Source organism: Magnetospira thiophila (genome assembly GCF_054657015.1).
The window spans coordinates 74330-96797 of sequence record NZ_BAAHXF010000001.1 but is presented as its reverse complement, the minus strand read 5'-3'; the positions used below and the strand labels follow the sequence as shown (position 1 = coordinate 96797).

25 protein-coding genes are annotated in these 22468 nt (G+C 60.7%); 10 read left to right on the top strand and 15 right to left on the bottom strand.

Features of this window, described 5'->3' with window-relative positions:
• Nucleotides 1-19 precede the first annotated feature (19 nt).
• Complete coding sequence (locus ACYQ1P_RS00470; RefSeq protein ID WP_460018417.1) at nt 20-406, bottom strand: DUF302 domain-containing protein; 387 nt, start codon at nt 404-406, stop codon at nt 20-22.
• Nucleotides 407-548: 142 nt separating this feature from the next.
• Between ACYQ1P_RS00470 and ACYQ1P_RS00465 the strand changes: the two genes are divergently transcribed.
• The 4 genes from ACYQ1P_RS00465 to ACYQ1P_RS00450 are packed head-to-tail and all read left to right on the top strand — an operon-like array spanning nt 549 to nt 3115.
• Nucleotides 549-1217 (top strand): energy-coupling factor ABC transporter permease, encoded by a 669-nt coding sequence (locus ACYQ1P_RS00465; protein ID WP_460018416.1) that lies wholly within the window; start codon nt 549-551, stop codon nt 1215-1217.
• Between the two features lie 2 nt (nt 1218-1219).
• Nucleotides 1220-1531 (top strand): energy-coupling factor ABC transporter substrate-binding protein, encoded by a 312-nt coding sequence (locus ACYQ1P_RS00460; protein ID WP_460018415.1) that lies wholly within the window; start codon nt 1220-1222, stop codon nt 1529-1531.
• Nucleotide 1532: 1 nt separating this feature from the next.
• A complete protein-coding gene (cbiQ, locus tag ACYQ1P_RS00455; RefSeq protein WP_460018414.1) occupies nt 1533-2285 on the top strand; it encodes a cobalt ECF transporter T component CbiQ in 753 nt (250 codons plus the stop codon).
• Nucleotides 2282-3115, top strand: coding sequence for an energy-coupling factor ABC transporter ATP-binding protein (locus ACYQ1P_RS00450; RefSeq protein WP_460018413.1), 834 nt, complete (start codon nt 2282-2284; stop codon nt 3113-3115). The genes cbiQ and ACYQ1P_RS00450 overlap by 4 nt, the downstream gene beginning before the upstream one ends.
• Here the strand turns inward: ACYQ1P_RS00450 and purB are convergent.
• Nucleotides 3112-4506, bottom strand: coding sequence for an adenylosuccinate lyase (purB, locus tag ACYQ1P_RS00445; RefSeq protein WP_460018412.1), 1395 nt, complete (start codon nt 4504-4506; stop codon nt 3112-3114). The genes ACYQ1P_RS00450 and purB overlap by 4 nt on opposite strands.
• 208 nt (nt 4507-4714) lie before the next feature.
• Here purB and ACYQ1P_RS00440 point away from each other — a divergent pair, with 208 nt between their 5' ends.
• Nucleotides 4715-5446 (top strand): substrate-binding periplasmic protein, encoded by a 732-nt coding sequence (locus ACYQ1P_RS00440; RefSeq protein ID WP_460018411.1) that lies wholly within the window; start codon nt 4715-4717, stop codon nt 5444-5446.
• Between the two features lie 83 nt (nt 5447-5529).
• Nucleotides 5530-7749 carry an ATP-binding protein gene (locus ACYQ1P_RS00435; protein ID WP_460018410.1) on the top strand — a complete coding sequence of 740 codons (2220 nt, stop codon included), beginning with the start codon at nt 5530-5532 and terminating at the stop codon, nt 7747-7749.
• A gap of 46 nt (nt 7750-7795) precedes the next feature.
• Here ACYQ1P_RS00435 and ACYQ1P_RS00430 read toward each other — a convergent pair whose 3' ends face one another.
• The 9 genes from ACYQ1P_RS00430 to ACYQ1P_RS00390 form a co-directional block, all read right to left on the bottom strand.
• Nucleotides 7796-10177 carry an ATP-binding protein gene (locus tag ACYQ1P_RS00430; protein WP_460018409.1) on the bottom strand — a complete coding sequence of 794 codons (2382 nt, stop codon included), beginning with the start codon at nt 10175-10177 and terminating at the stop codon, nt 7796-7798.
• Nucleotides 10178-10323: 146 nt separating this feature from the next.
• Nucleotides 10324-10722 (bottom strand): bacteriohemerythrin, encoded by a 399-nt coding sequence (locus tag ACYQ1P_RS00425; protein ID WP_460018408.1) that lies wholly within the window; start codon nt 10720-10722, stop codon nt 10324-10326.
• A gap of 16 nt (nt 10723-10738) precedes the next feature.
• Nucleotides 10739-10909, bottom strand: coding sequence for a hypothetical protein (locus ACYQ1P_RS00420; RefSeq protein WP_460018407.1), 171 nt, complete (start codon nt 10907-10909; stop codon nt 10739-10741).
• On the bottom strand, nt 10906-11199 hold the full coding sequence (locus tag ACYQ1P_RS00415) for a cytochrome C oxidase subunit IV family protein (RefSeq protein WP_460018406.1): 294 nt from the start codon (nt 11197-11199) through the stop codon (nt 10906-10908). Before ACYQ1P_RS00415 ends, ACYQ1P_RS00420 begins: the two co-directional genes overlap by 4 nt.
• A 5-nt stretch (nt 11200-11204) precedes the next feature.
• A complete protein-coding gene (locus ACYQ1P_RS00410; RefSeq protein ID WP_460018405.1) occupies nt 11205-11786 on the bottom strand; it encodes a cytochrome c oxidase subunit 3 family protein in 582 nt (193 codons plus the stop codon).
• Between the two features lie 16 nt (nt 11787-11802).
• On the bottom strand, nt 11803-13737 hold the full coding sequence (locus ACYQ1P_RS00405) for a nitric oxide reductase activation protein NorD (protein ID WP_460018404.1): 1935 nt from the start codon (nt 13735-13737) through the stop codon (nt 11803-11805).
• Nucleotide 13738: 1 nt separating this feature from the next.
• On the bottom strand, nt 13739-14533 hold the full coding sequence (locus tag ACYQ1P_RS00400; protein WP_460018403.1) for a CbbQ/NirQ/NorQ/GpvN family protein: 795 nt from the start codon (nt 14531-14533) through the stop codon (nt 13739-13741).
• Nucleotides 14534-14663: 130 nt separating this feature from the next.
• A complete protein-coding gene (locus ACYQ1P_RS00395) occupies nt 14664-16007 on the bottom strand; it encodes a cbb3-type cytochrome c oxidase subunit I (RefSeq protein WP_460018402.1) in 1344 nt (447 codons plus the stop codon).
• Nucleotides 16008-16031: 24 nt separating this feature from the next.
• Nucleotides 16032-16484 carry a c-type cytochrome gene (locus tag ACYQ1P_RS00390; protein WP_460018401.1) on the bottom strand — a complete coding sequence of 151 codons (453 nt, stop codon included), beginning with the start codon at nt 16482-16484 and terminating at the stop codon, nt 16032-16034.
• 187 nt (nt 16485-16671) lie between these two features.
• On the opposite strand from ACYQ1P_RS00390, the gene ACYQ1P_RS00385 reads away from it, so the two are divergent.
• The 4 genes from ACYQ1P_RS00385 to ACYQ1P_RS00370 are packed head-to-tail and all read left to right on the top strand — an operon-like array spanning nt 16672 to nt 19638.
• Nucleotides 16672-17379: a class I SAM-dependent methyltransferase gene (locus ACYQ1P_RS00385; protein ID WP_460018400.1), complete on the top strand. Its 708-nt coding sequence runs from the start codon at nt 16672-16674 to the stop codon at nt 17377-17379.
• On the top strand, nt 17351-18268 hold the full coding sequence (gene menA / locus ACYQ1P_RS00380; RefSeq protein WP_460018399.1) for a 1,4-dihydroxy-2-naphthoate octaprenyltransferase: 918 nt from the start codon (nt 17351-17353) through the stop codon (nt 18266-18268). Before ACYQ1P_RS00385 ends, menA begins: the two co-directional genes overlap by 29 nt.
• Before the next feature lie 53 nt (nt 18269-18321).
• The gene (locus tag ACYQ1P_RS00375; protein ID WP_460018398.1) at nt 18322-19182 is read left to right on the top strand and encodes a bile acid:sodium symporter family protein; all 861 of its coding nucleotides are present in this window, start codon (nt 18322-18324) and stop codon (nt 19180-19182) included.
• Nucleotides 19183-19638 (top strand): type II toxin-antitoxin system RatA family toxin, encoded by a 456-nt coding sequence (locus ACYQ1P_RS00370; protein WP_460018397.1) that lies wholly within the window; start codon nt 19183-19185, stop codon nt 19636-19638. It begins immediately after the preceding gene.
• Here the strand turns inward: ACYQ1P_RS00370 and ACYQ1P_RS00365 are convergent.
• The 4 genes from ACYQ1P_RS00365 to ACYQ1P_RS00350 are packed head-to-tail and all read right to left on the bottom strand — an operon-like array spanning nt 19596 to nt 22466.
• Complete coding sequence (locus ACYQ1P_RS00365; protein ID WP_460018396.1) at nt 19596-20270, bottom strand: c-type cytochrome; 675 nt, start codon at nt 20268-20270, stop codon at nt 19596-19598. The two genes, ACYQ1P_RS00370 and ACYQ1P_RS00365, sit on opposite strands and share 43 nt — an antisense overlap.
• Nucleotides 20267-21094 (bottom strand): ABC transporter permease, encoded by an 828-nt coding sequence (locus ACYQ1P_RS00360; protein WP_460018395.1) that lies wholly within the window; start codon nt 21092-21094, stop codon nt 20267-20269. Before ACYQ1P_RS00360 ends, ACYQ1P_RS00365 begins: the two co-directional genes overlap by 4 nt.
• Nucleotides 21091-21579, bottom strand: coding sequence for a nitrous oxide reductase accessory protein NosL (locus ACYQ1P_RS00355; RefSeq protein WP_460018394.1), 489 nt, complete (start codon nt 21577-21579; stop codon nt 21091-21093). The genes ACYQ1P_RS00360 and ACYQ1P_RS00355 overlap by 4 nt, the downstream gene beginning before the upstream one ends.
• On the bottom strand, nt 21576-22466 hold the full coding sequence (locus tag ACYQ1P_RS00350) for an ABC transporter ATP-binding protein (protein WP_460018393.1): 891 nt from the start codon (nt 22464-22466) through the stop codon (nt 21576-21578). Before ACYQ1P_RS00350 ends, ACYQ1P_RS00355 begins: the two co-directional genes overlap by 4 nt.
• Between the last annotated feature and the right edge of the window lie 2 nt (nt 22467-22468).

The following is a 22468-nucleotide window of genomic DNA, read 5'->3' as shown; positions in this document are numbered from 1 at the left end:
ATCCTGGATAGAGCCGGGATCAAAGGTCGTCGATGACCGACTTGAGCAAATCCCGCACCTGGGTGGCAATGCCGCCGAGGCTCTCGTTTTCGATGGCCTGCATGGAGGCAATGGGGTCCACCGCCGAGACCTCGATGGTGCCGGGGGCTGATTGTTGCAGAATGACATTGCACGGCAGCATGACGCCGATCTTGTCTTCCGCTTGCAGGGCCTGATGGGCAAAATTGGGGTTGCAGGCCCCCAGAATCACATAGGGTCGAAAATCCACGTCGAGTTTTTTCTTCAGAGTCGCCCCCACATCAATGGTGGTCAGCACGCCGAAACCTTTTTGTTTCAGGGCCTCGGTGACGTGCAGGACGGCGCTGTCCATGTCGGTGGAAAGGGTGGTGGTGAAATGATAGCTCATGGGGTCCCTCGTCATTGGCTGCGTGCGGAGGAGTTTAGACCAACCGGCAGCATATGGCACCTGTTGTCAGAAGCTGCTTGTCCGATTTCACCGGCAGGCGTTACAAAGGGGCGTCCCTCATCGCAGCGGAGAAATGTCCAAGATGCATATCGCTGAAGGTTATTTGCCGGTCGAACATGCCCTGGCCTGGACGGCGGTTTCCGCGCCCTTTGTGGTTTATAGCGTCAAACGTACGACTCGACTGCTGCGTGAAAAGCCAGAATTGAAACTGCTGTTTGCCGCCACCGGAGCCTTCGCCTTCGTGCTTTCGGCGCTGAAACTGCCCTCGGTCACCGGCAGCACTTCCCATCCCACCGGAATCGGTCTCGGCACCGTATTGTTCGGGCCGGCGGTGATGCCGCTGATCGGCACTATCGTGTTGCTGTTTCAGGCTCTGTTGCTGGCCCATGGCGGGCTCACCACCCTGGGGGCCAATGTATTTTCCATGGCTGTGGCCGGTCCATGGATCGCCTGGGCGATCTATCGGGGGCTGCTGAAGCTGAATGCGCCGTTGGCGTTATGTCTGTTTTTTGCTGTGGTGCTGGCGGATTTAGGGACCTATATGGCGACCTCCCTGCAATTGGCGGCCGCCTTCCCCGATCCGACCACCGGGGTGTTCGGTGCCGCCTTGAAATTCATGAGCATATTCGCCGTGACCCAGGTGCCCCTGGCGATCACCGAGGGTCTGTTCACCTTACTGGTGTTCAACATGATGCGGGCCTATGGGGCGGCGGATTTGAATCTGCTGTCCTTTGCCCGGCGGAGGGCCTGAAGATGAAACGTCAGAACATCATCCTGATTGTGTTGATATTGGCTATGGCTGCCTTGCCGTTGCTACTGCCGGGCGATGGGGCCTTCACCGGCACCGATGGTCAGGCGGTGGAGATGATCGCCGCCGGTCATCCGGCCTATGAACCTTGGTTCGACTGCCTGTGGTCGCCGCCGTCGGGGGAAGTGGAAAGTCTGTTGTTTACCTTGCAGGCAGCCTTGGGGGCCGGACTGCTTGGTTATTACATCGGCCTGCGCAAGGGTAAGCAATCCCCCGTCCCCGAGACCGAAGACCCGCGCGACTCCGAACCCGTCTGACATGTGGGCCATCGACACTTGGGCGCATAGCAACCGCTGGGCCACATGGCATGCCGGAGAAAAACTGTTTCTCGCCTTGGGACTGCTGCTCACCGTATTGCTGGCCCCGCCGCTGACCACCGTGCCGCTGGTACTGATCCTGCTCACCTGGAGTGTGGTCAAGGGGGCGGGGATTCCGTTGAAGGTCTATCTGGCGGTGCTCGCCCTGCCCAGTGGATTTCTGTTGTTCAGTGCGCCATTGCTGGCCGTCGGGCTGCGCCTGGAGCCAAGTTTCGCCCTGACTTTTTCTCCCGAAGGCTTGCGCCAGGGTGGGGTCTTGCTGGTGCGGGCGCTGGGGGCGGTCGCTTGTCTGGGGTTTTTGGTGCTGACCACCCCGGTGACCGATCTCCTGCCGTTGCTGCTGCGCCTGCGGGTGCCGCCGATCATTGTTGAATTGGCATTCTTGATCTATCGTTTCATATTCCTGTTGGTGGGCACTCTGGTCACCGGCTATCAGGCGCAACTGAGCCGTGGCGGCTATGACCGGCCCCGTTTGGCCCTGCGCTCCGCCGGGCAGTTGGGCGGCGGACTGTTTCTGCGTACCCTTGAGCGGGCGCGGCGTTTGGAGCAGGGCATGGCGAGTCGGGGCTTCGAGGGGGAATTCCACATGCTGGCCACCCGGCGCCCCCTCTCGCAGACTCATTTGTGGGCCTGTGCCGTTGGTATTGCCCTGCCCGCACTTATCGGGCCGGTACTGTGGTGGGGGCTGAGGTGACAACCCTGCTACTGGAAGCGCGTGATCTGCATTTCAGTTACCCCGGGGGCATCACGGCCTTGCGGGGTCTCGATCTGCGCGTCGAGCGGCGGCGGCGTCTGGCCATTCTGGGGCCCAACGGCTCGGGCAAAACAACATTGATGCTGCATCTGAACGGGACCCTGAAGCCGACTGCCGGGGAAGTGATGTTGGAGGGCACCTGTCCGGGCTATGGTCGCACCGCTTTGCGCCAATGGCGGCAGCGGGTGGGGGTGGTGTTTCAGGACCCGGACGACATGCTGTTCGCCGCCACCGTGGCCGAGGATGTATCGTTCGGCCCGCGCAATCAGGGTCTGGACGAAGGGCAAACCCATGACCGGGTGGCGGCGGCACTGGCCGCCCTGCATATCGAGGACCTGGCCGACCGGGCGACCCACATGTTGAGTTTCGGTCAGAAAAAGCGCGTCGCCATCGCCGGTGTGGTGGTCATGCAGCCGGAGGTGCTGATTCTCGACGAACCCACTGCCGGGCTGGATTCACGGGGCACGGCCCTGCTGATGCAGGCGCTGGCGGCCTTGGAACAGCAGGGCACCAGCCTGGTTTTCGCCACCCACGACGTGGATCATGCTTATGCCTGGGCCGAGCAGGTGGCACTATTTCAGGATGGGCAGGTGCTGGCCCAGGGGGCGGCGACGGAGATCCTGTCCGACCGGGAATTGCTGGCCGGGGTCGGGATGCAGCCGCCGACTTTGCTCGACATGGCCCTGCGGCTTCAGGAAAAGGGCCGTTCCTGGCCAACGGACGGACCGCCGCGCGATCGCGAGGCTTTCGTCCGCTGGATCGGGGATTAACTCTCGCCGAAGATGCGGCGGAAAATCGTATCCACCCGCTTGGTGTGATAGGCCAGGGAGTCCTCTTCGAGCAGGCTGTTCAACTGCGAGACATCGAGCAGCCGGGCCAGATCTTCGTCCTTGGACAGGAAGAAGAACAGCCGGTTGTCATGTTCTGCGGCTTCCCGGTCGAGGGCATCCAACTCGGCTTCCTGACTCGGATTGTCCGGGTCGATGCCGAAGCTTTTCCAGACCCGCATGGCGTTGCGCTGGACGATCTTGTAGGCGTCTTCCCGCGACACGTCGTTCTGGGTCAGGAACAGCAGTACCCGTTGGGCATCGTGAATGCCGCCAAAGGCGTTCAGGTGGTCGAGCATGTTTTCCGGATAGAGCACCAGCTTTTCCACCAGCCCGACCAAGCGGTTAAGGGCGAAGTCCAGGGTGATGGTGGAATCCGGGGCGATCATGCGCTCCACCGAGGAATGGGAAATATCGCGCTCGTGCCACAGGGTGACGTTCTCCAGCGCCGGAACCACCGCCGAACGGACGATGCGGGCCAGTCCGGTCAGGTTTTCGGTGAGGATCGGATTGCGCTTGTGGGGCATGGCCGAGGAGCCCTTCTGACCTGGCGCGAAATACTCCTGTGCCTCGCGCACCTCGGTGCGTTGGAGGTGGCGGACCTCGGTCGCCAGATTTTCCATGGAACTGGCGATGACGCCCAGCGTGGCAAAGTACATAGCATGACGATCGCGCGGGATGACCTGAGTGGAGATGGGTTCCTCCTGTAGGTCGAGCATGCTCGCCACATGGAATTCCACTTTCGGATCAATGTTGGCAAAAGTGCCGACGGCCCCGGAAATGGCGCAGGTGGCCACTTCCTCGCGGGCCCATTGCAGCCGTTCCTTGTTGCGGGCGAACTCGGCATAGAAGCGGGCGAACTTCAGGCCCATGGTGGTCGGCTCGGCATGGATGCCGTGCGAGCGTCCCATACAGACCATCATCTTGGTTTCCATGGCGCGCTTCTTGAGCGCCGCCAGCACCCGGTCGAGGTCGGCCAGCAAAATGTCCGTGGCTTGGCTCAGTTGCACCGCAAAGCAGGTGTCGAGCACATCGGAGGAGGTCATGCCCTGATGCACGAAACGGGCTTCCTCGCCCACATGTTCCGCCAATTCGGTCAGAAAGGCGATCACGTCATGTTTGGTTTCCATCTCGATGGCATCAATCCGGGCGATGCGCTCCGGGGTATAGGGAATATTGCCTTTCTCCCACACCGCGACGGCGGCGGCCTTCGGAATGACCCCCAGTTCCGCCTGGGCGTCGCAGGCATGGGCCTCGATCTCGAACCAGATGCGGAACTTGTTGGCCGCCTCCCAAATGGCGGTCATCTCGGGACGGGAATAACGCGGGATCATCAAAATTCTCCTTGGCCTGGGGGGGAACTAAATCCCCAACCATATGGGTGTAGACGATGAAGGGGGGGCATGCCAAGTTTCCGATTGAAAAGTTGAGGGGGACCAGGGACCGTCCGGACCGCCATGCATAAATTAAGGGGTCAGCAATAAAAGTCCCGTACAGAATGAACGGACAAGAAAAAATGAGTGTTTTTGCCGGAGGAGCCCCATGTTGAGACTTGCGAAATTTGGCTTGTTGTTGATGCTCGCCATCTATCCTGTCACGCCCGTGAGCGCGTCCGAGACGTTGATATTGAACACCGGAATCCGCGACCCGTTCACCACCGGTGAGCAAAATGGATTCATTGATCGGCTGATCCAGCAAGCCTTCCTGCGCATGGGCAAGGAGGCCACCGTTTCAGTCTATCAGAAATCCGCCAAGGCATTGGAAAACGCCAATCTCGGAATCGACGATGGCGCCGCCCTGCGGATCAAGGGCCTGGAAGAGACCTATCCCAATCTGGTGCGGGTGCCGGAAAAACTGATGGACAATCAGTTCGTCATTTACGGTTTGAACAAGCCTGTCACGGCGCAGAACTGGGCCGACCTGGACGGTCTCAACATCGCCTACATCAAGGGCTGGCAGGTCTTTCAGAATAACCTCAAGGATCACAAGACCACCACGTTGGCCCGCAATCCACAGCATTTGTTCGACCTTCTGATTTCCGGGCAGGTGGATTACATTCTGTACGAGCGGTGGCAGGGGCTCTGGCGGGCCCGCCAATTCGGCATTACCTTGACCACCAATCCGCAGCCTTTGGTCGAGACGGAAATGTTTGTCTATATGCATAAAAAACACCGTGCAACAATAGAACCCCTGGCCCAGGCTCTGGCGAAGATGAAGCAAGACGGCACCTACCAGGCGATTTTTGATCAAACCCTCGGGAGATTGGTTCCATAGGATTGGACTATTCGCAAACGACTCACCAAGATCGGTCAGCGACGACGGGCGGTCTGATTTCGCCGATCGCCAGCGGGCTCGTCGTGTTCGCCATCTGTCTGATGATCGTGCTGGTGGCCTTCGTTTTTACCCGCAATGGGGAACAGCGGGTTCTCAGGGATACGTTCGACCATAATGCGCAGATCTACACGCAGCTTCTGGAAAGTCGTATCCGGGACATTCTGATTCAGATCGATTCGACTGCGCGGTTCATCGAAAACTCGCAAACCCTTGAACCCAATGAATTTCGGAATTTTACGCGAGGCACGGTCGAAGATACGGATGAAATAACATCCCTCCTGTGGGTGCCCCGGGTTGCCGATGGGCAGCGGCAGGCCTTTGAGGACGAGAGATTTCTCGATGAAATGAGCCGCCGTCCGATCCACGACCTCAAGGCGTCGGATGGGGATTCCAAGTTTGTCCCGGCCCCGATGCGGGACGCATACTTTCCTGTCCTGTACATGCAATCCACCGATATCAGTCCCGAAATTCTGGGCTATGACCTGGGCGGCAATACTGAGATTCTGCCGCTGCTGGAACAGGCCCGCGATGAAAACGAGGTCGTCCCGCTGACCGGGGTCCCTCTGCCGCATCGGGGGGACGCAGGGCAGGCGAAATGGAAAGGCAATGTCATTTTCATTCAACCGGTCTATGGCGGCTCGGCTGCCCCGCTGACCATCCGCCAACGGCGGTTGAATCATGGCGGATTCGTCTTGCTGGAATTCGATATCGGTCTGGCCCTGGAAGCGGCCGTCCGGCGATTGAAACCCCGGGGGACGCACATTTATATCGTCGATCTGGAGGCCGCCCCGGGGGAGGAGTTCATCTATTTCCACCCCTCGCGGCTGAATCCGGAAACGGCGCCCCTCGACTATGGCGCGCTGATTGCGAAATCCGGAATCAGTTTCAAGTCGCCACTGGGGATCAGTGGCCGACAATGGCGCATCATGATGCGACCCAGTGCGGGTTTTTTCGAAAACAATCCGCAATATCAATCCTTGATCGTGCTTGTTCTCGGCACGCTGCTCGCGATGCTGCTTTCCTACATCGCCTTCGTTTCGCAGCGTCAGACGCAGTTGATTCGGGAAACGGTCAGGGCGCGCACCAACGAACTGCATGTCAGCGAAGTCAACAAGCAGGCGGTCATCGAGAACATCGCCGAGGGAATCATCACCATCGACAAAGAGGGGATCATCGAATCCTTCAATCCGGCGGCGGAAAAAATGTTCGGGTATGCGGCCGAGGAGGTGATCGGCCAGAGTGTCAATTGTCTTCTCCCCGAGAAGGAACGTGCCCAACACGAGATCTATATCAAGAATTCAACCTTGTACGCGCCTCGAATCATCAATGCCGCCCGGGATTTGTACGGACGGCGACGGGATGGCTCTGAGATTCCCATCGAGTTGAATATCTCGACCATGACCGTTTTCGGCGACACCAAATTCATTGGCATCATGCACGACATTTCCGACCGCCTGGAATCTCAGCGGCGCCTACATCAGGCCAAGGAAAACGCGGACCGCGCCAATGCCGCCAAGTCGGATTTTCTGTCCTCCATGAGCCACGAACTGCGCACCCCCTTGAATGCGGTATTGGGGTTCGCCCAACTGCTCAGACAGAGCAAGCGGCAGCCCTTGACTGAGCGTCAGGACACCCATGTCCAGCGGATCATTGAAAGCGGTGAACATCTGCTCGCCCTGATCGACGAAATTCTGGATCTGGCCAAGATCGAAGCCGGGAAAATAAGCTTTTCGCCGGACGTGGTGGATACCGCGAGCCTGCTCGATGACTGTCTCGCAGTTGTCCATGCCATGGCGGAGAAACAGAACATCACCCTGGAGAACAGGGTCGGGGCCGACGTGCCGACCATCTGGGCCGATCGTCTGCGGGCGAAGCAGGCGCTGCTCAATCTCTTGTCCAACGCCATCAAATATAATCGTCCCGACGGCAAGGTCAGGGTCGAGGCCCGAATCAGGGGCGGCGACTATCTGCGGTTCAGCGTGACCGATACCGGGTTGGGCATCGCGGCGGACAAACACAAGGCGCTGTTTCAGCCGTTCGGTCGGCTGGAGACCGGAGGCGCGCCCATCGAAGGCACCGGAATCGGTCTGTTCCTGACCAAGAAGCTGGTTAAGGAAATGGACGGTCGCATTGGTTTTGACAGCACGCCGGGCCAAGGCAGCACCTTTTGGATCGAGTTGCCGCTGGTCGGACAGGGCAGGGCAGGGGCGCATCCCGAAGACGACAGCGCCACTCCCGGGTAATTGAGCCTCGGCCCCGGGATGGACAGCCTGCTCCATGGGTCTGATTTCAGGGGCGTGCTCCGTCGGGTGGCCCGTCCTCGGCAACCCTGGACGGAGATGTGACCGGCAGGGTGAAATGAAAGCGGGAGCCCTCTCCGGGAACGGAGTCGGCCCAGAGCTTTCCCCCGTGCAGCTGCACGATCTTGCGGCAGACTGCCAGGCCGATCCCGGTTCCTTCGTATTTGTCGTGGGTATGCAGCCGCTGGAATATGACGAAAATACGCTCCAAATGAACGGTCTCGATGCCCAACCCGTTATCCTCGATGGTGAACTGCCAAAAGTCCCCGTGCCGGAGCGCGGAGATGATGATTTTCGGCGGGACGTCCTTGCGGTGATAGGTCAAGGCATTGGCGATCAAGTTTTGGAACAACCGTATCATTTGATTCTGGTCTACGGCGAGGGTCGGCAGCGGCCCGGCAATTACCTTGGCTTCCAGGGACTCCATGCGCGGGCGCAGATAGGCCAGGGCCTGGTTTAGCAAATCACCCAGGGGCGTCTCGCGGAAGGCTTCCCGTTGGGTGTTGACCCGGGAATAGTGCAGCAGATCCTGGATCAGGCGATCCATGCGGGTCGCCCCATCCACTGCAAAGGCGATATATTCTTTGGCCGTGTCATCCAGCTTGTCCTGATACTGTTTGCTCAGAAGCTGACAATAGGAGGTGACCATGCGCAGGGGTTCGCGCAGGTCATGGGAAGCCACGTAGGCGAATTTCTCCAACTCCGCGTTGGATGAGGCCAGTTTTTCCTCGAATTCCTTGCGCCTGGTGATGTCGACCATGAATCCGTTGAGCTCGGTCGCCGTTCCACTCGGGTCCTTGCCGACATTCACGATGTCTTGCAGCCAGATGACCTGTCCGTCGGCCTTGATCATGCGATATTCAAAGGTATGATTCCGTCCGGCGGCGGTTTCGACCGAACAGGTATTGAGGGCCTGTTCCCGGTCCTCCGGATGAATATGGCTGGCCCAGAAGTCCATATCGCACCATTCGCTCAGGGGATAGCCGAACAGGGCCTCCGCATGGGGGGACATATAGGTGAAGCGCGACGACTGCAAGTCCAACGCCCAGGCGACGATATGGGTGTTTTCGACCAGAGAGCGGAAACGTTCCTCGCTGGCCTGGAGGCTCTCCGTGCGCTCCCGGACGCGCCGTTCCAACTCGTCATGGGAGCGGCGCAATTGCGCCTCGGCCGCGACCCGTCGGGTCACGTCGTCGAACAGGGCCACCACCTCCCCGGTGGGAATTTTGAACAGTCGGTTTTCACGCCAACTCTGCTTTTCGCCGTCCTGATACAATGTGGCGGGCATGTAGGCCGGTTCACCGCTGCGCCAGACCCGACGCAGGATCTCCAGCAGTCCGAAGGCCTCGACACCGGGAAAAGTTTCGCTCAACCGCTTCCCGATCAGGCTGGTCCGATCCACCGATTCGATTGTTTCGGCCCCCCGGTTGACCGCCTTGAAAACAAAGTCCTGTCCATCGTCCACCGCCTGGTAGACGACGACACCGCTGGTCATATGTTCGACCAGTTCCTGATAGCGCGCCTGGGACTCCTGATAGGCTGCGGTGCGCAGGGCGACCTGTCGGCTCAACAGCCGTGTCCAGGCAAACACCAGCAGCAGGGCAAAACTGATCCCACCGACCAGCCACCAGACCCACATTGGCCGCAAAACCGTGGGTTCCTGACGAATTCCCAGCCAACGATCCAAGGTCTTGTAATAGAAGCTGTTCTTGTCTTTGCGCCAGTCGGCCAGATGGCGGTCGATGGCGGCGCCCAGTGCGGCATTCTGGCCCTCGGGCAAGGCCACCTGAAGACGGAATGGACTGAACACAATGGAACTGCGCCGGGCCTTGTAGCGGTCTTCCCTGGAAAACCCGAGCAAGCTGTTGACCACCGCCGCGTCGGCCACACCGTCATCGACGGCCTGCAAGGCATGGTCATAGGATTCGACGGGGACGAGGACACAGGGGACCTCGAAATCCTGGCACAGTTGCCCGAAACGGATGCCGAGAAGGCCGTCGCGCATGACGGCGACCTTCCTGTCGGCCATGTCAAAGACATTCTGTGGCTCGAAGTTCGGTTGGACGTACAGTTGCGCCCACACGGAAACAATGGTTTCCTTGGAGAAATCAATCACCTGATCCCGCTCCGGGGTGGCGGCGATGCTGGTCATGATGTCGATGTTACCGCTGCGCACCCGCTCCAGCCCCTCGGCGAAAGTGCCGGGGACGAAGTGCAGGGTCCAGCCTTCGAGCGTGGCGATTTCGCTCAGTAAATCCACATAGATGCCGTGCGGCGTGCCGTCGTCGTCGAGAAAGACCTGGGGGAAATTATTGTAAACCCCGACCCGGACGGAGAGCCCCCGTTCCTGCGCCGCCACGGAACCGGCCATTCCGATCCACAACACCAACAGAAAAAAAAGAATCGCAACTCGCACGACCCTGAACGGCAGAATCACCGAACCCATCCCTTCATGATCAAGGGGCCTGAAAAGTCCAGTATTGTTGCACTAAATCTTTTGTATATGTAGAAAATTTATTACTGGGACGCCTTGAATTGCAGGGAAAATGTCGCCGTGATCATGTCCATGGTGTTGCGGTGGTCGATCAGCCAGTTGGGCAGGGCCGTGGTGAAATAGGCGGAGAGTTGGTCTTCCTCCCCGGAGTCCAGTCGCGACAGGACCACCCGCAATTCCGCCAAAACCCGCTCGTGTTCACCTTGGTGCATGGGATAGGCGAAGAAACCGATCTGGCGCATCATCTCCTCCTCGCGGGCGAAATGGGCCGTGCAATGGTCGAGGAATTTCGCCATCAATTCCCGGCGTTCCGATCCAGAGGTCTCGGCCATGCGGTTGATCAAATCCACCGCCTCCTGGTGGTCCTCATCCATGAAATCAACGCCAACCTTGAAGTCTTCGGTCCAGGGGAGAACGATCATTGGTCATATTTCCTTGTCAGTTGAGCGTGAGATAGAGAAAGGCGACAATAGCCCCAGTGACGCCGCACACCAGCAGCAGGCCGCGCAAAGCCAAAGCCCCACCGCGATGCATGAAAAAGGCCATGCCCATGATCAGCAAGCCGCAGAACAGCAGGGCAATGCCACTGGCTCCGTTCAATTCATTCATGCCGGAACTCCCGGGGTCAGCAGGGAGAGTCCGATGATCGACCCGATCAGCAGGCTCAGGAAGACGGCAAAGCCCTTTTGCCATCCCCGTCCGCTGTGCCGCAGATTCAGGTAGAACCACAGAATGATCCCCACCTTCAGCCCGGCCAGCAGCAGCAAGGCGGTGACGCCCGACGCCGCCAGGGAATCGGCACCGGTTACCCGGCCGGCGCCCATGGTGCCGAGGGTCAGGGCCATCAACACCGTCCAGGCGGTCCACAGCAATTTGGGTGAGGGCAGGGTGCTATACATAAGAATCATCTCATGAGGTAGATAACGGGAAAAATCAACACCCAAATCAGATCGACCATGTGCCAGAAGGCAGCCCCCGTTTCCAGGTTCTCCAGACTGTTTTTCCAGATCACCACGGCCAGGATGATCAGCCCCAGCACCACATGCAGGGCATGAAAGCCGGTGATCAGGTAATAGAGGGTGAAGAAGGTGTTGGTCTCGATGTCCAGTCCCTGGGCAAGTTTGGCTCGGTATTCAATGATTTTGACCACCAGGAAAAAAACACCGATGCCCATGGCGGCGATCATCCACCGGCGCGACGCCCGATTGCGCCCTTCCGAGCGGACCCGCACCGCCAGCGCGGCACAAAGTCCGCTGGTCAGCAGGATCATGGTATTGACCGCCCCGGCCAGCCGATCCAGATGGGCCTGAGACTCGGCAAAGGTCTGTGGGTCGAGCAACCGGGCTCCGGCAAAGCCGAGCAGGGCGGCCCCGAACACCAGCAGCTCACTCCAGATCAATATCCACATCAGCGGATTGCCGGGCAGGCTGGACAACGGACCCCAGCCGCTGTCGGCGACGGGAGCCGGAGGAGGGGCAGAGGTCATCGGGCGGGCATCCATATCAGGCCACCAAATGGCGGAAAATGGCGGGCAGGGCGGTGGTCAGTCGGTCCATATGGGAGACGATGGCGCAGCCGCCGCGCCCGAACAGATAGGGGAAGTAGTCCCGCGCCTCGGTATCCACGGTGACGCCGAACACCGCCAATCCCTGTTGGCGGGCCTCGCGGATGGCCATGCGGGTGTCTTCGATGCCGTAGCGGCCCTCGTAGTGGTCCAGGTCGTTGGGTTTGCCGTCGCTGATCAACAGCAGCAGGCGATGGCGGTTGGGGCGCGTGTTGAGCGTCTCGGCGGCGAAGCGCAGGGCCGGACCGATGCGGGTATAGTAGCCCGGCTTGAGGGCGGCAATGCGTCGATCAACGATCGGTGAGACCGGTTCTTCGAAATCCTTCACCCGATCCAGACGCACATAGGCGCGTTTGCGCGAGGTGAAGGTATAGATGGCGTGATCGTCGCCGGAAGCGGCCAAGCCATGGGTCAGAGTTGTTAACGCCTCTTTTTCCACGTCGAGCACCCGCCGTCCCTCCATCCAGGAATCGGTGGACAGGGACACATCAACCAGGATCAGGGCCGCCAGATCGCGGCTCTCGTTGCGAAATTGCACGAAAATGCGGTCGCTGCCTTCGCCGGTGGCGGCCAGATCGCAGCGCGAGCGGATCAGCGCATCCACATCCAGGTCACGACCGTCCATTTCCCGCGGCACCCGTTCCCGCTTCGGACGCAGGGCCTCGAACTGGCGGCGTACCTTGCGGATCTGCTGTCGGGCGCGGTCATCGGGGGTCCAATCCTCGCCCTCCGTGTCGGCCTCGCCGGTCAGCACCCGGCAATGGTCCGGGTGATAGGCTTTTTTGCGATAGTCCCATTCCGGAAAGGTTTTGACCCCTTCCAGGCGCCCGGCATCTACCGCGCCCGGCGGCAGATCCAGATCCAGCTTGATCTTGGAGGCGGTTTTCTTGCTGTTGCGCGACAGGGCGATCTCTTCCAGGTCCTCGGCGGCGCGCAAGGGGTCCTTGTCGCCTTCATCGTCGTCTGGTCGGTTGACATTGACCATTTCGGCCATGGAGAGGATTTTTTCAAATCGGTCAAGAATCAGCGGATCGTCCCGCTCGGCCTGATCGTTATCCTGCCGCGAGGCGCTGAACTTGCGGCCGTCGCGGGCATCCTCGGCGTTCTCTCCGTCGGCGGGGTCTTCATCCAGATCCCCGGCGGCTGGCCCCAAGCCCCCGCGCACCACCTCACCCCACAAAGGCACCGGCAGGAACGGACGATAGCCCACCGGGGCCTTTAACGATGCCAAATGGTCTGACTGGTTAAAAATAAACGCCAGCATCGGGGCGGCCTTGGGATCGGCGCTCCCGCCGAGCAGATGACGCACACATGCCTCAATCAGGGCTTCCTGAGGCGGCAGGGAGCGAGTGGGGCGATGGGCGCGCAGGGCCTGACCCAACTGGGCGTGCAGCGGGACCAGACCGGGTAGGGCGGCCAGCGCCCGTTCCGCAGTCTGCCGAGCGCGGCGCAAGGCCAACAGGTCGGCCTGCAAGGGATCCTCGGGAATCCGTTGCACGGTACCCGCATAAGCCAGATAGGCGGCCAGCCACAGATACAGGCGGCGGTTCAGGGCCTTGTCCGGAAACAGGTCGAGGCGGGGCGGCAGGACCAGCGACTGGTCGTCCCGCTGCGCCGTCGCCATTCTTTCGGCATCCATGCCCAGTTTCATCACGAAGCCCAGACGGTGCTTTTTGTCGCGCGCCACGGCGGCGGCCAATTGCAGGCCCGGATCGCCGCCGATGCCATGAAAGAAGACGCTGACCAGCGTACGGACGCTTTCCAGGGTGACCGCCGCTTCGGGAAAATGGGCATAGCTGCTCTGGCCGCCAACCAGCCCGTGCCAATGGCGCCCGACCCATTCTTCCGGTTCGAAAAGACGACGCCAATCCATGTCAGTCCCCGAAGGTGGCCCGGACCACTTCGTCCAGTCCTGCCTTCACATCCTCGTCGTCGGACAGTGGTTCGATCAGGCTGGCCCGTGCGGCGTCCAGAGGGGTCATGCCAGAGCGGATGAGAGTGGCGCAATAAACCAGCAGCCGGGTCGAGGCCCCTTCTTCCAGGTCCTGATCCTTCATGCCCCGGATGCGCACCGCCAGATTGATCAAGGGGGCGCATTTTTCGGCAGACAGACCGGATTCCCGGGCGACGATGCTCACTTCCAGGTCAGGCTTCGGATAATCGAAGTGCGCTCCGATGAACCGCTGCCGGGTGCTCGGCTTGAGGCTCTTGAGGATGTTTTGATAGCCGGGGTTGTAGGACACCACCAGCATGAAGTTGTCGGGCGCTTCCAGGGTCTCGCCGGTGCGCTCCAAAGGCAGAATGCGACGGTCGTCGGTCAGCGGGTGCAGCACCACGGTCACATCCTTGCGCGCCTCCACCACCTCGTCCAGATAACAGATGCCCCCGGCGCGCACCGCGTGGGTCAGCGGGCCGTCGACCCAGGTGGTCTCGCCGCCCTTGAGCAGATAGCGTCCGGTCAAATCGGCAGCGGTCAGGTCGTCATGGCAGGACACCGTATGCAGGGGCAATCCCAGACGGGCCGCCATATGGGCGACGAAACGGGTCTTGCCGCAGCCGGTCGGGCCTTTGAGCAAAAGGGGCAGATTGTTGCGGTGAGCCTGTTCGAACAGATCGCATTCGTTGCCCACGGGAAGATAAAACGGAATGTCTTGGGTATTCTGGGTCATGGTGCTTCCGGTCGAAAAAAATCCGGGGTGGCTGGGGGATGAGTGTTCCTTGGGGAAAGAACGGGCCAGCCACCCCGGGGGGTCTTAGATCAGACAGTTTTCACGGGGTCGTGTTTTTGTTTTGGCAATGTTACTCCGCCGCTTGCGTCCGGACTCCGGCCCGAGCCTGGGCCTTGTCCGAGGTCAAGATGGCATAAACAAACAGCAGCACCCCGACGATCACCACCACACCGGACAACAGGCGCAGGACGAAGAACAGTTGGAGCTGTTCGGCCACCTCCATGAAGGAGATGCCCATCACCCTTTGCAGGTGGGTCTGCAACACGCCGGCCCCGGTCAGGGTAAAGGTCATGAACACCATGCCGCTGGAGGTGATCCAGAAGCTCCACATGTTGAGCACCTGGTTATAGGGCTGCATCCCGCGCAACATGGGCATGGCATAGGTGATCATGGCCAGGTTGAGCATCACGTAGGCTCCGAAAAAGGCCAGATGACCGTGAGCCGCCGTGATCTGGGTGCCGTGGGTGTAGTAGTTGATCGGCGCCAGGGTATGCATGAAGCCCCAGACACCGGCCCCGAAGAAGGCCAGGGTGGCGCAGCCCAGGGTCCACAACATGGCCGCCTGGTTGGGGTGATCGCGACCGCCCTTGCGAACGATGACGAAGGCAAAGACGACCATGGCGAAGAACGGCAGCACTTCAAGGGTCGAGAAGACGGACCCGATCCACTGCCAATAGCCCGGGGTGCCGATCCAGTAGTAATGGTGGCCGGTGCCCAGGATGCCGGTGAACAGGCTCATGGCGACGATGATATAGAGCCATTTTTCGATGATCTCGCGATCGACGCCGGTCATCTTGATCAGCAGGTAGGACAGGATGGAGGCCATGATCAGCTCCCAGACCCCTTCCACCCACAGATGCACGACCCACCACCAGAACACCTTGTCCAGGGCCAGATTGGCCGGATTGTAGAAGGCAAACAGGAAGAAAATCGCCAGTCCCCACAAACCCAGCAACAGGATCATGGATACCGCCGTCTTGCGGCCCTTGAGCACGGTCATCGACAGGTTATAGAGGAACATCAAGGCGACAACGACAATGGCCACCTTGATCCACAGGGGCTGTTCGAGGAACTCCCGGCCTTCGTGAATGCCGAACAGGTAGCCGACGACCGCCGCCGCAGCGCCGAACAGGAACAGCCAGAACTGGATCTTGGCGATCATCGGGCTGTGAATTTCGGTTTCCGTTTCCTCGGGCACCAGATAGTAGGCGGCCCCAAAGAAGCCGAACAGCAGCCACACGATCAGGGCATTGGTATGGATCATGCGGATGACGTTGAAGGGCACCAATTCCGAGAGGAGATTGGGGAAGACGTAGACCGTGCCGGCAAGCAATCCCCCCAGCACCTGGGCCACGAACAGACCCATGGCGGCGAGGAAGTAGGGATAGGCCAGCTTTTGTGTTTCATATTTCATAACCATGAACTCCTTGCACGCCGATCATCCGGCCTCGTTGGGTGGCCAGCCTTGGGTCTTGATGGTGCTGACCCACTGGAAGAAATCGACCAGCGCATCCAATTCGGCTTCGGTGAGATTGAACTGCGGCATCTGACGGCGTCCCTCGATGCCCGTGGGCTGGGACTTGATCCATTCCTTGATGCCGGACCGGGCACCTTCGGCATCGTCTTTTCCGCCGTAACGGACCCAGACATTGCCCAGCTCCGGTGCGAAATAGGCCCCTTCCCCGAGAATGGAGTGGCAGTTGATGCAGGAGTGGCGTTCCCACACGGCCTTGCCGTGGGCAACGGTTGCGGTGAGTGTCTTTTCGTCGGTCGAGGTGTTCTTGACATAGGACACGCTCTGCGCCACCAGGGCGACCAGAATGACGAGAAAGAACAGCGAGCCGCCGAAGAAAATGTTTCTTGCGGCTGTCTTGGTTAAACCCTCTGACATCGCATTATGTCTCTCTGTTAAAGTTCCCCCGATTGGCCTAGACGGCATGCCCAGACCAAGCAGAACGACCCCCAGGATCGGCCTGCCCGATAAAGCTATGGAAACCGCCGCGACAACGACTTAACTTTGGTCAACTCTCTGGTCCTTTGGTACCGATATTCTGTCTTTTTTAACGAGTCTCCCCCGCATGACCTTGACCAAAACCCCCTTGCCGCCTGACGCGCACCGGAATCGCATCCAGGCGATGTTCGCCCTGGTTGCGCCGCGCTATGACTTGATGAACGACCTGATGAGTTTCGGCATTCATCGGCTGTGGAAGCGCCGCCTGTTGGCCCATGTGAAGGGCGAAACGGGTGGGGTGGCGGTGGATCTGGCGGGGGGCACCGGCGATATTGCCCGGCTTTTGGCCCGCCGGGGGTTCAAGGTCACCGTTTGTGATCCCAGTGTGCCGATGATGCAAAGCGGGCCGGTCGACCCGTCCGTGACCTGGGTCGCAGGCACCGGCGAAGCCCTGCCCTTTGCCGGGGAGTCGGTGGACCTGCTGACGGTCGGCTTCGGTCTGCGCAACATGACCCATCCCGAAATGGCGCTGGGTGAGGCGCTGCGGGTGCTCAAGCCGGGCGGACATTTTCTGTGCCTGGAATTTTCAAAACCGGTCTCCTGGCTGGCCCCGTTTTATGATATCTATTCGCGACACGGGATTCCCCGGCTTGGCGCGCTGGTCGCCGGACGCCGGGAAGCCTATGAATATCTTGTCGACTCCATTCGCGAGTTTCCCGATCAGGAGACCTTGCGGGGGATGATGGAACGGGCGGGCTTTCAGGCCGTCACTTATGAAAACCTGTCGTTTGGAATTGCCGCCATTCATGCTGGACGCAAGCGCCCCTTCCCCTGATCCGCAAGGTCTGGCCCTGTGGTGGCAGGCCATCCGGCCGCGCACCCTGATTCTTGCCCTGTCACCGGTGCTGGTCGGGGTTGCCGTGGCCTGGGTGGAAAGCGGGCGGCTGGGCTGGGATGTGGCCTTGGTGGCGATGCTCTGCGCCATTGCCATTCAGGCGGGCACCAATCTGCACAACGATGCCGCCGACGGCCTCAACGGCACCGATTCGGGGGAACGGTTGGGGCCGCCCCGGATTACCGAGCGGGGCTGGGCGTCCGCCGCCCAGGTGCTGAATGCCGCCCATGTGGCTTTTCTGCTGGCGGTGTTGGGGGGCAGTTATCTGGTCTGGATCGGTGGCGGACCGATTTTTGGCATCGGAGTCGCCTCCCTGGTGGCGGGCTATGCCTATTCCGCCGGACCCTGGCCGATCTCGCGCGGGCCATTTGGGGAACTGTTCGTCATCTTGTTTTTCGGCATTGCTGCGGTCTGGGGCACGTCCTATCTGGTCACCGGAAATTCGTCCGTCCTGGCCTTGGTCTTGGGGCTGGCGGTGGGCATGCCCGCCGGAGCGGTGCTGCTGGTCAACAATACCCGCGACCGCATGGGTGACGCCAAGGCCGGGCGCCGCACCCTGTCCATCCTGATCGGTCCGGGGCGCGCCAGAGGACTCTACATGATTTTAATGAGCCTGCCCTTTGTCCTGGTCATGGGGCTGGTTTCGGTGGATGAGCGATTGTGGGGGGGGTTGGCGGCGCTGGCGGCGCTGCCGGTGGTCGGACGGGCGATGTTCCGCTTTCACTGGAGCGACAGCGGCAGTGAATACAATGCCTGCCTGGGGGCCACGGCCCGGGCCCAGGCGCTGTTTTGCCTGCTGCTTTGTCTCGGTCTCGTGCTGCCTGTTTGAGTGCGACCCTGAAGGGTGCTACAAAGTTATCCTATCATTTGAGGAGCAGTCCCATGACCGTTGAACAGATGCTGCCCATGGGGCTCGCCTTTATCATGCTGTCCATCGGACTGGGTTTGAAGCTGTCTGATTTCACCTATGTCTTGCGCCATCCGGCGGCCATGGGGGTGGGGCTGGTCAATCAGATCGTCCTGTTGCCGTTGCTCGGGGCGGGGCTGGTGTGGCTGTATGACGGGCGGCCGGAATTCGCCATCGGATTGATGATTCTCGCCGCCTCGCCGGGCGGCATTACCTCCAATCTGCTGACCCTGCTGGCCGGCGGCAACACGGCCTTGTCCATTTCCATGACGGCGGTGGCCAGTCTGGCCAGCGTGGTCACCCTGCCGCTCATTCTCGGGATCAGCCAGATGCTGCTGCTCGATCGGGTGCAAGAGGTCACCATGCCCATCGGCATGATCATGGGCGGGGTGTTTGCCATCACCGGCCTGCCCATCGCCCTGGGCATGGCGCTGGCCCGTTGGAAGACGAAATGGGCCGACTGGCTGCGGCCCAAGGCACGGCTGCTGGCGACCATCACCTTCGCGCTGATTGTTGCCAGCGCCTTCGTCGGCCAGATGGACAACATCCTGCGCTATTTCACCGACATCGGTCCCTTTGTGGCGGCGCTCAACGGCGGCACCATGGTGCTGGGGTTGCTGGCGGCCCGCGGACTGCGCCTCAACGGCCCGGACAGCATCGCTATTTGTCTGGAATCAGGACTGCAAAACGCCGCCTTGGCCATCTTCGTCGCCACCACTCTGCTCGGCGAACCGATGATGGTGATCCCGGCGATCATTTATGCCTTGGTCATGAACATCACGGCCGGTTTGTTCCTGCTCAAGGTGCGCGCCGAGGCCGTGTCCCAGTCCGTTTGAATGGCCAGCGTCGTCCGCCAATATCGCGTTGAACAGCCGTCGGAGATGCTGTTTGACGTGGCGGCGGACATCGAGGCCTATCCCCAGTTCCTGCCCAATTGCGTCGGGGCGCGAATTATTGAACGAGAAGACAACAACATGCTGGTGGACAACCTGTTCCGCTGGGGGCCGCTGACAACCCGCTTTCGCAGCCGGGCACGTTTCGACCCGCCGTGGGAGATCGACGTGCGGTCGGTGGGTCCGGGTCCGGCATTTCGCATTCAATGGCATTTTCGTCCAGACGGCCCTGGGGGGACGCAGGTGCGCTTTTGCATGGACCTGGACCTGGACTCGCCCCTGTGGCGGGGAATGGTGGATCGAGTCCTGCAATCGTCGGCGCGTCGGATTGAGCAGGCCTTTCGGGCGCGGGTGACTCAGAAGTCGGGCGGCGTGGGATCGTCGAGGATCGACAGGTAGGCCAGCAGGTCGCGCTTTTGGGTCTCACTGAGCGGTGCGATGTATTTGCGCGGCTTGGGATGGAATCGGCGCTCGGCAGCCATTTCCTCGAACTGCCGTTCCAGATAGGGAATATGTTGTCCGGCCAGCGGCGGATCGTTGGGGCCGCCCTCTCCGGCTTCCCCATGGCAGCGGTCGCATTCGTATGTTACATACAGGGTGTGGCCGTTTTTCAGATCGCCCGGGGCGCGCGGAATTTGCAGCACCCGCTTGGCGGCAAGCAACCGCTCCAGTCCGTCCACCCGTCCGTCGGCGGGCGGCAGAACGGAGGACAGGTGCAGGCCGCTGATATAGGCGGTGACGTCGAGAATATCCTGATCCGGCAATTCCCGTTCCGAGGTGAAGGGGAACATGGGGATATTGATCCGTTCGCGGCTTTTGAAGTCGTGCAGTTGCTCGGCCAGAACTTTTTGCGACATCCCGGCAAGGCGGGGATATTTGCCGCCGCCGCCGCCCTGGGCCTGATCCCCGTGGCAGGGGGCGCAGGTCATGAAAATGGCTTCGCCTTCTTCGGGGTCGCCCTGAACCGCCGGATCGGCGTGCGCCGGGAGCAGGGGCAGCAGCAAAGCCAGCGCCAGCCCCCACCTGATCACGGCAGGTCCCCCCGGCGGAAAAACCAATAGCCGATGCCGCCGCACAAGGCGCCGAAGGCGGCCGGATAGAGGGCGGCGAAGATCATGTAGCCGGTGCGACCGAAGGCATCGAGAATCACATAGGCCGAGGGGCCGAGCAGGATCAGTTGCGGATCGAACAGCATCATGGCGGCGGTGCGAAAGGATTGCAGCGGATTGACCAGGGCAATGCCGACGATCCATTCCATGGGCACCTTGGTGCGGATGATCATGCCGAGCAGAATCAGATCCAGAAACAACAACATGGTCAGCCAGAGAATGAAGGCCATGCCCTGGCCCACATCGGTGCCCCGGGCGATACTGGAAATCAGGAAGCCCAGCCCGAGAAAGCAGAAGGCCATGGAGAACAGCAGCCCCACGTAATAGGCGAAATGGCCCCAGGGGACCTCCAGGCCGGTCACCAGTCCCCAGACCACCGCCACCGCCATGGCCAGGAATACCGGCAGAAAGACCACCGCGAAGCGGCCGGCGAATTTGCCCCAATACCAGGAAGACAGGGACACCGGCAGCGACAGCATATATTCGAAGACCCCGGCCTCGCGGTCCCCGGCCAGAGAACGGACGGTACTCAGCAGAATGAAGATGGGCAGGATGGCCAGTGAAATCTGAATGAAGGTGACCAGCATGCGCGACAGGCCGGTCACTCCCATGACCCGTGATTCGGTGAGCCCGAATACCATCAGCCCGACCACCAATCCACCGAAAACCAGGGTATAGATCAAAAACCAGCGGGCGCGGACCGATTCCGCCATATCCAACCGCATGGTCAAAAACAGCGCCTTCATTTGGAATCTCCGGATGGATGGTCGTGAGACGGCGCGGCGGGTTGGCCGTCCGGCGTGTCGCAGCGGCTGGTGACGCCCCGGGCGATGACGGCGGCGCGCATCTCTACAAAACCGACGGTGCCGATGCGGGCCTGGGCGAGAGCCCCGAAACCGTAATCCATCGGCGTCACCTGTCCGGGCAGATAGGACGCCGTGCGGGCGTCGAGCCAAGTCTCGGGGGCTTCCATGTCGGGCACCCAGATTTCCAGCGCGGGATCGTTCTCGTGGTTGTTTTCCTTGATCCAGTGCAGGGCATCGCCGATGTCGTCGAATTTGTGCAAGTCATGATCGGGACCGACCCGCACCTGGGTGCCGAAACGCGGATCGCTGATGATCATGCGGCAGATCTCGCAGGTGTCGCGATCATAGCGGATTTGTCCCGGGCCGGTTTCCGGCTCGAAGCAGCCGCTCAACAGCAGCAGCGAAAGCACGACAAGTGATCTCATGACACAGCCTCCGGGGCTTTTTGGGCCTCGTCCAAATGCACCGACACCAGCACCCCGGCGTAGCGCGACAGGGTGCCGAGGAACTTCAGGCGATCCGGCCCGGCCACCCGGCCCCGCCATTCCCTCCCGTCGGCCGAGGTAAATCCCCAATCGGAAATGGTGTGGGCGAAGGCCTCGTCGGGGCGGGCCAATCGAATGCGGCAGTCCTGAATAGCGGCGGCATCGACGGCATCCTCCACCCGGTCATCGAGAATGATGGTGCCGCGATCCATTTCCACTACCCGGTTGACCAGCGACGCCACTTCCTCCAGGCGATGGGAGGATATGATCATGGCGCTATCCAGGCGCTGGGATAGCAGCTTGAACAGGGTCTGACGAGCCGCCGGGTCCAGATTGGCGGTGGGTTCGTCGAGGATCAACAGGTCGCACGGCCGCCCAAGGGCAATGCCAATGAGCAGTTTCTGTTTTTGACCACCTGATAATTTATTGAACGGTTTGCGTCGCGCCTCCGTGAGGTCGAGTCCCATGGCCTCGGCGATGTCGGTCATGCGATGGACCGGCACGCCCACCAACTGCGAGGCATAATGCAGCAATTCCTGCACCGGCATTTTCAGCGGCGGCGGCAATTGGGGCACGAAGCCAACCCGTTTCAAGATCCAGGTGCGGTCCCGGCGCGGGTCGGCCCCGGCCAGCCGCACCCGGCCCGAATGGCGGTATTCCCCCAACAAACAACGGATCAGGGTCGTTTTTCCGGCTCCGTTGGAGCCGATCAGTGCCATCCGGTCGCCCGCTCCCAGGGTCAGGTTCAGCCCATTGACCACCCGATGGCCGCGAAAGGACTTGGTCAGCCCCTCGACGGAGACCACGGGCAGTCCGCTATCGTTCATGG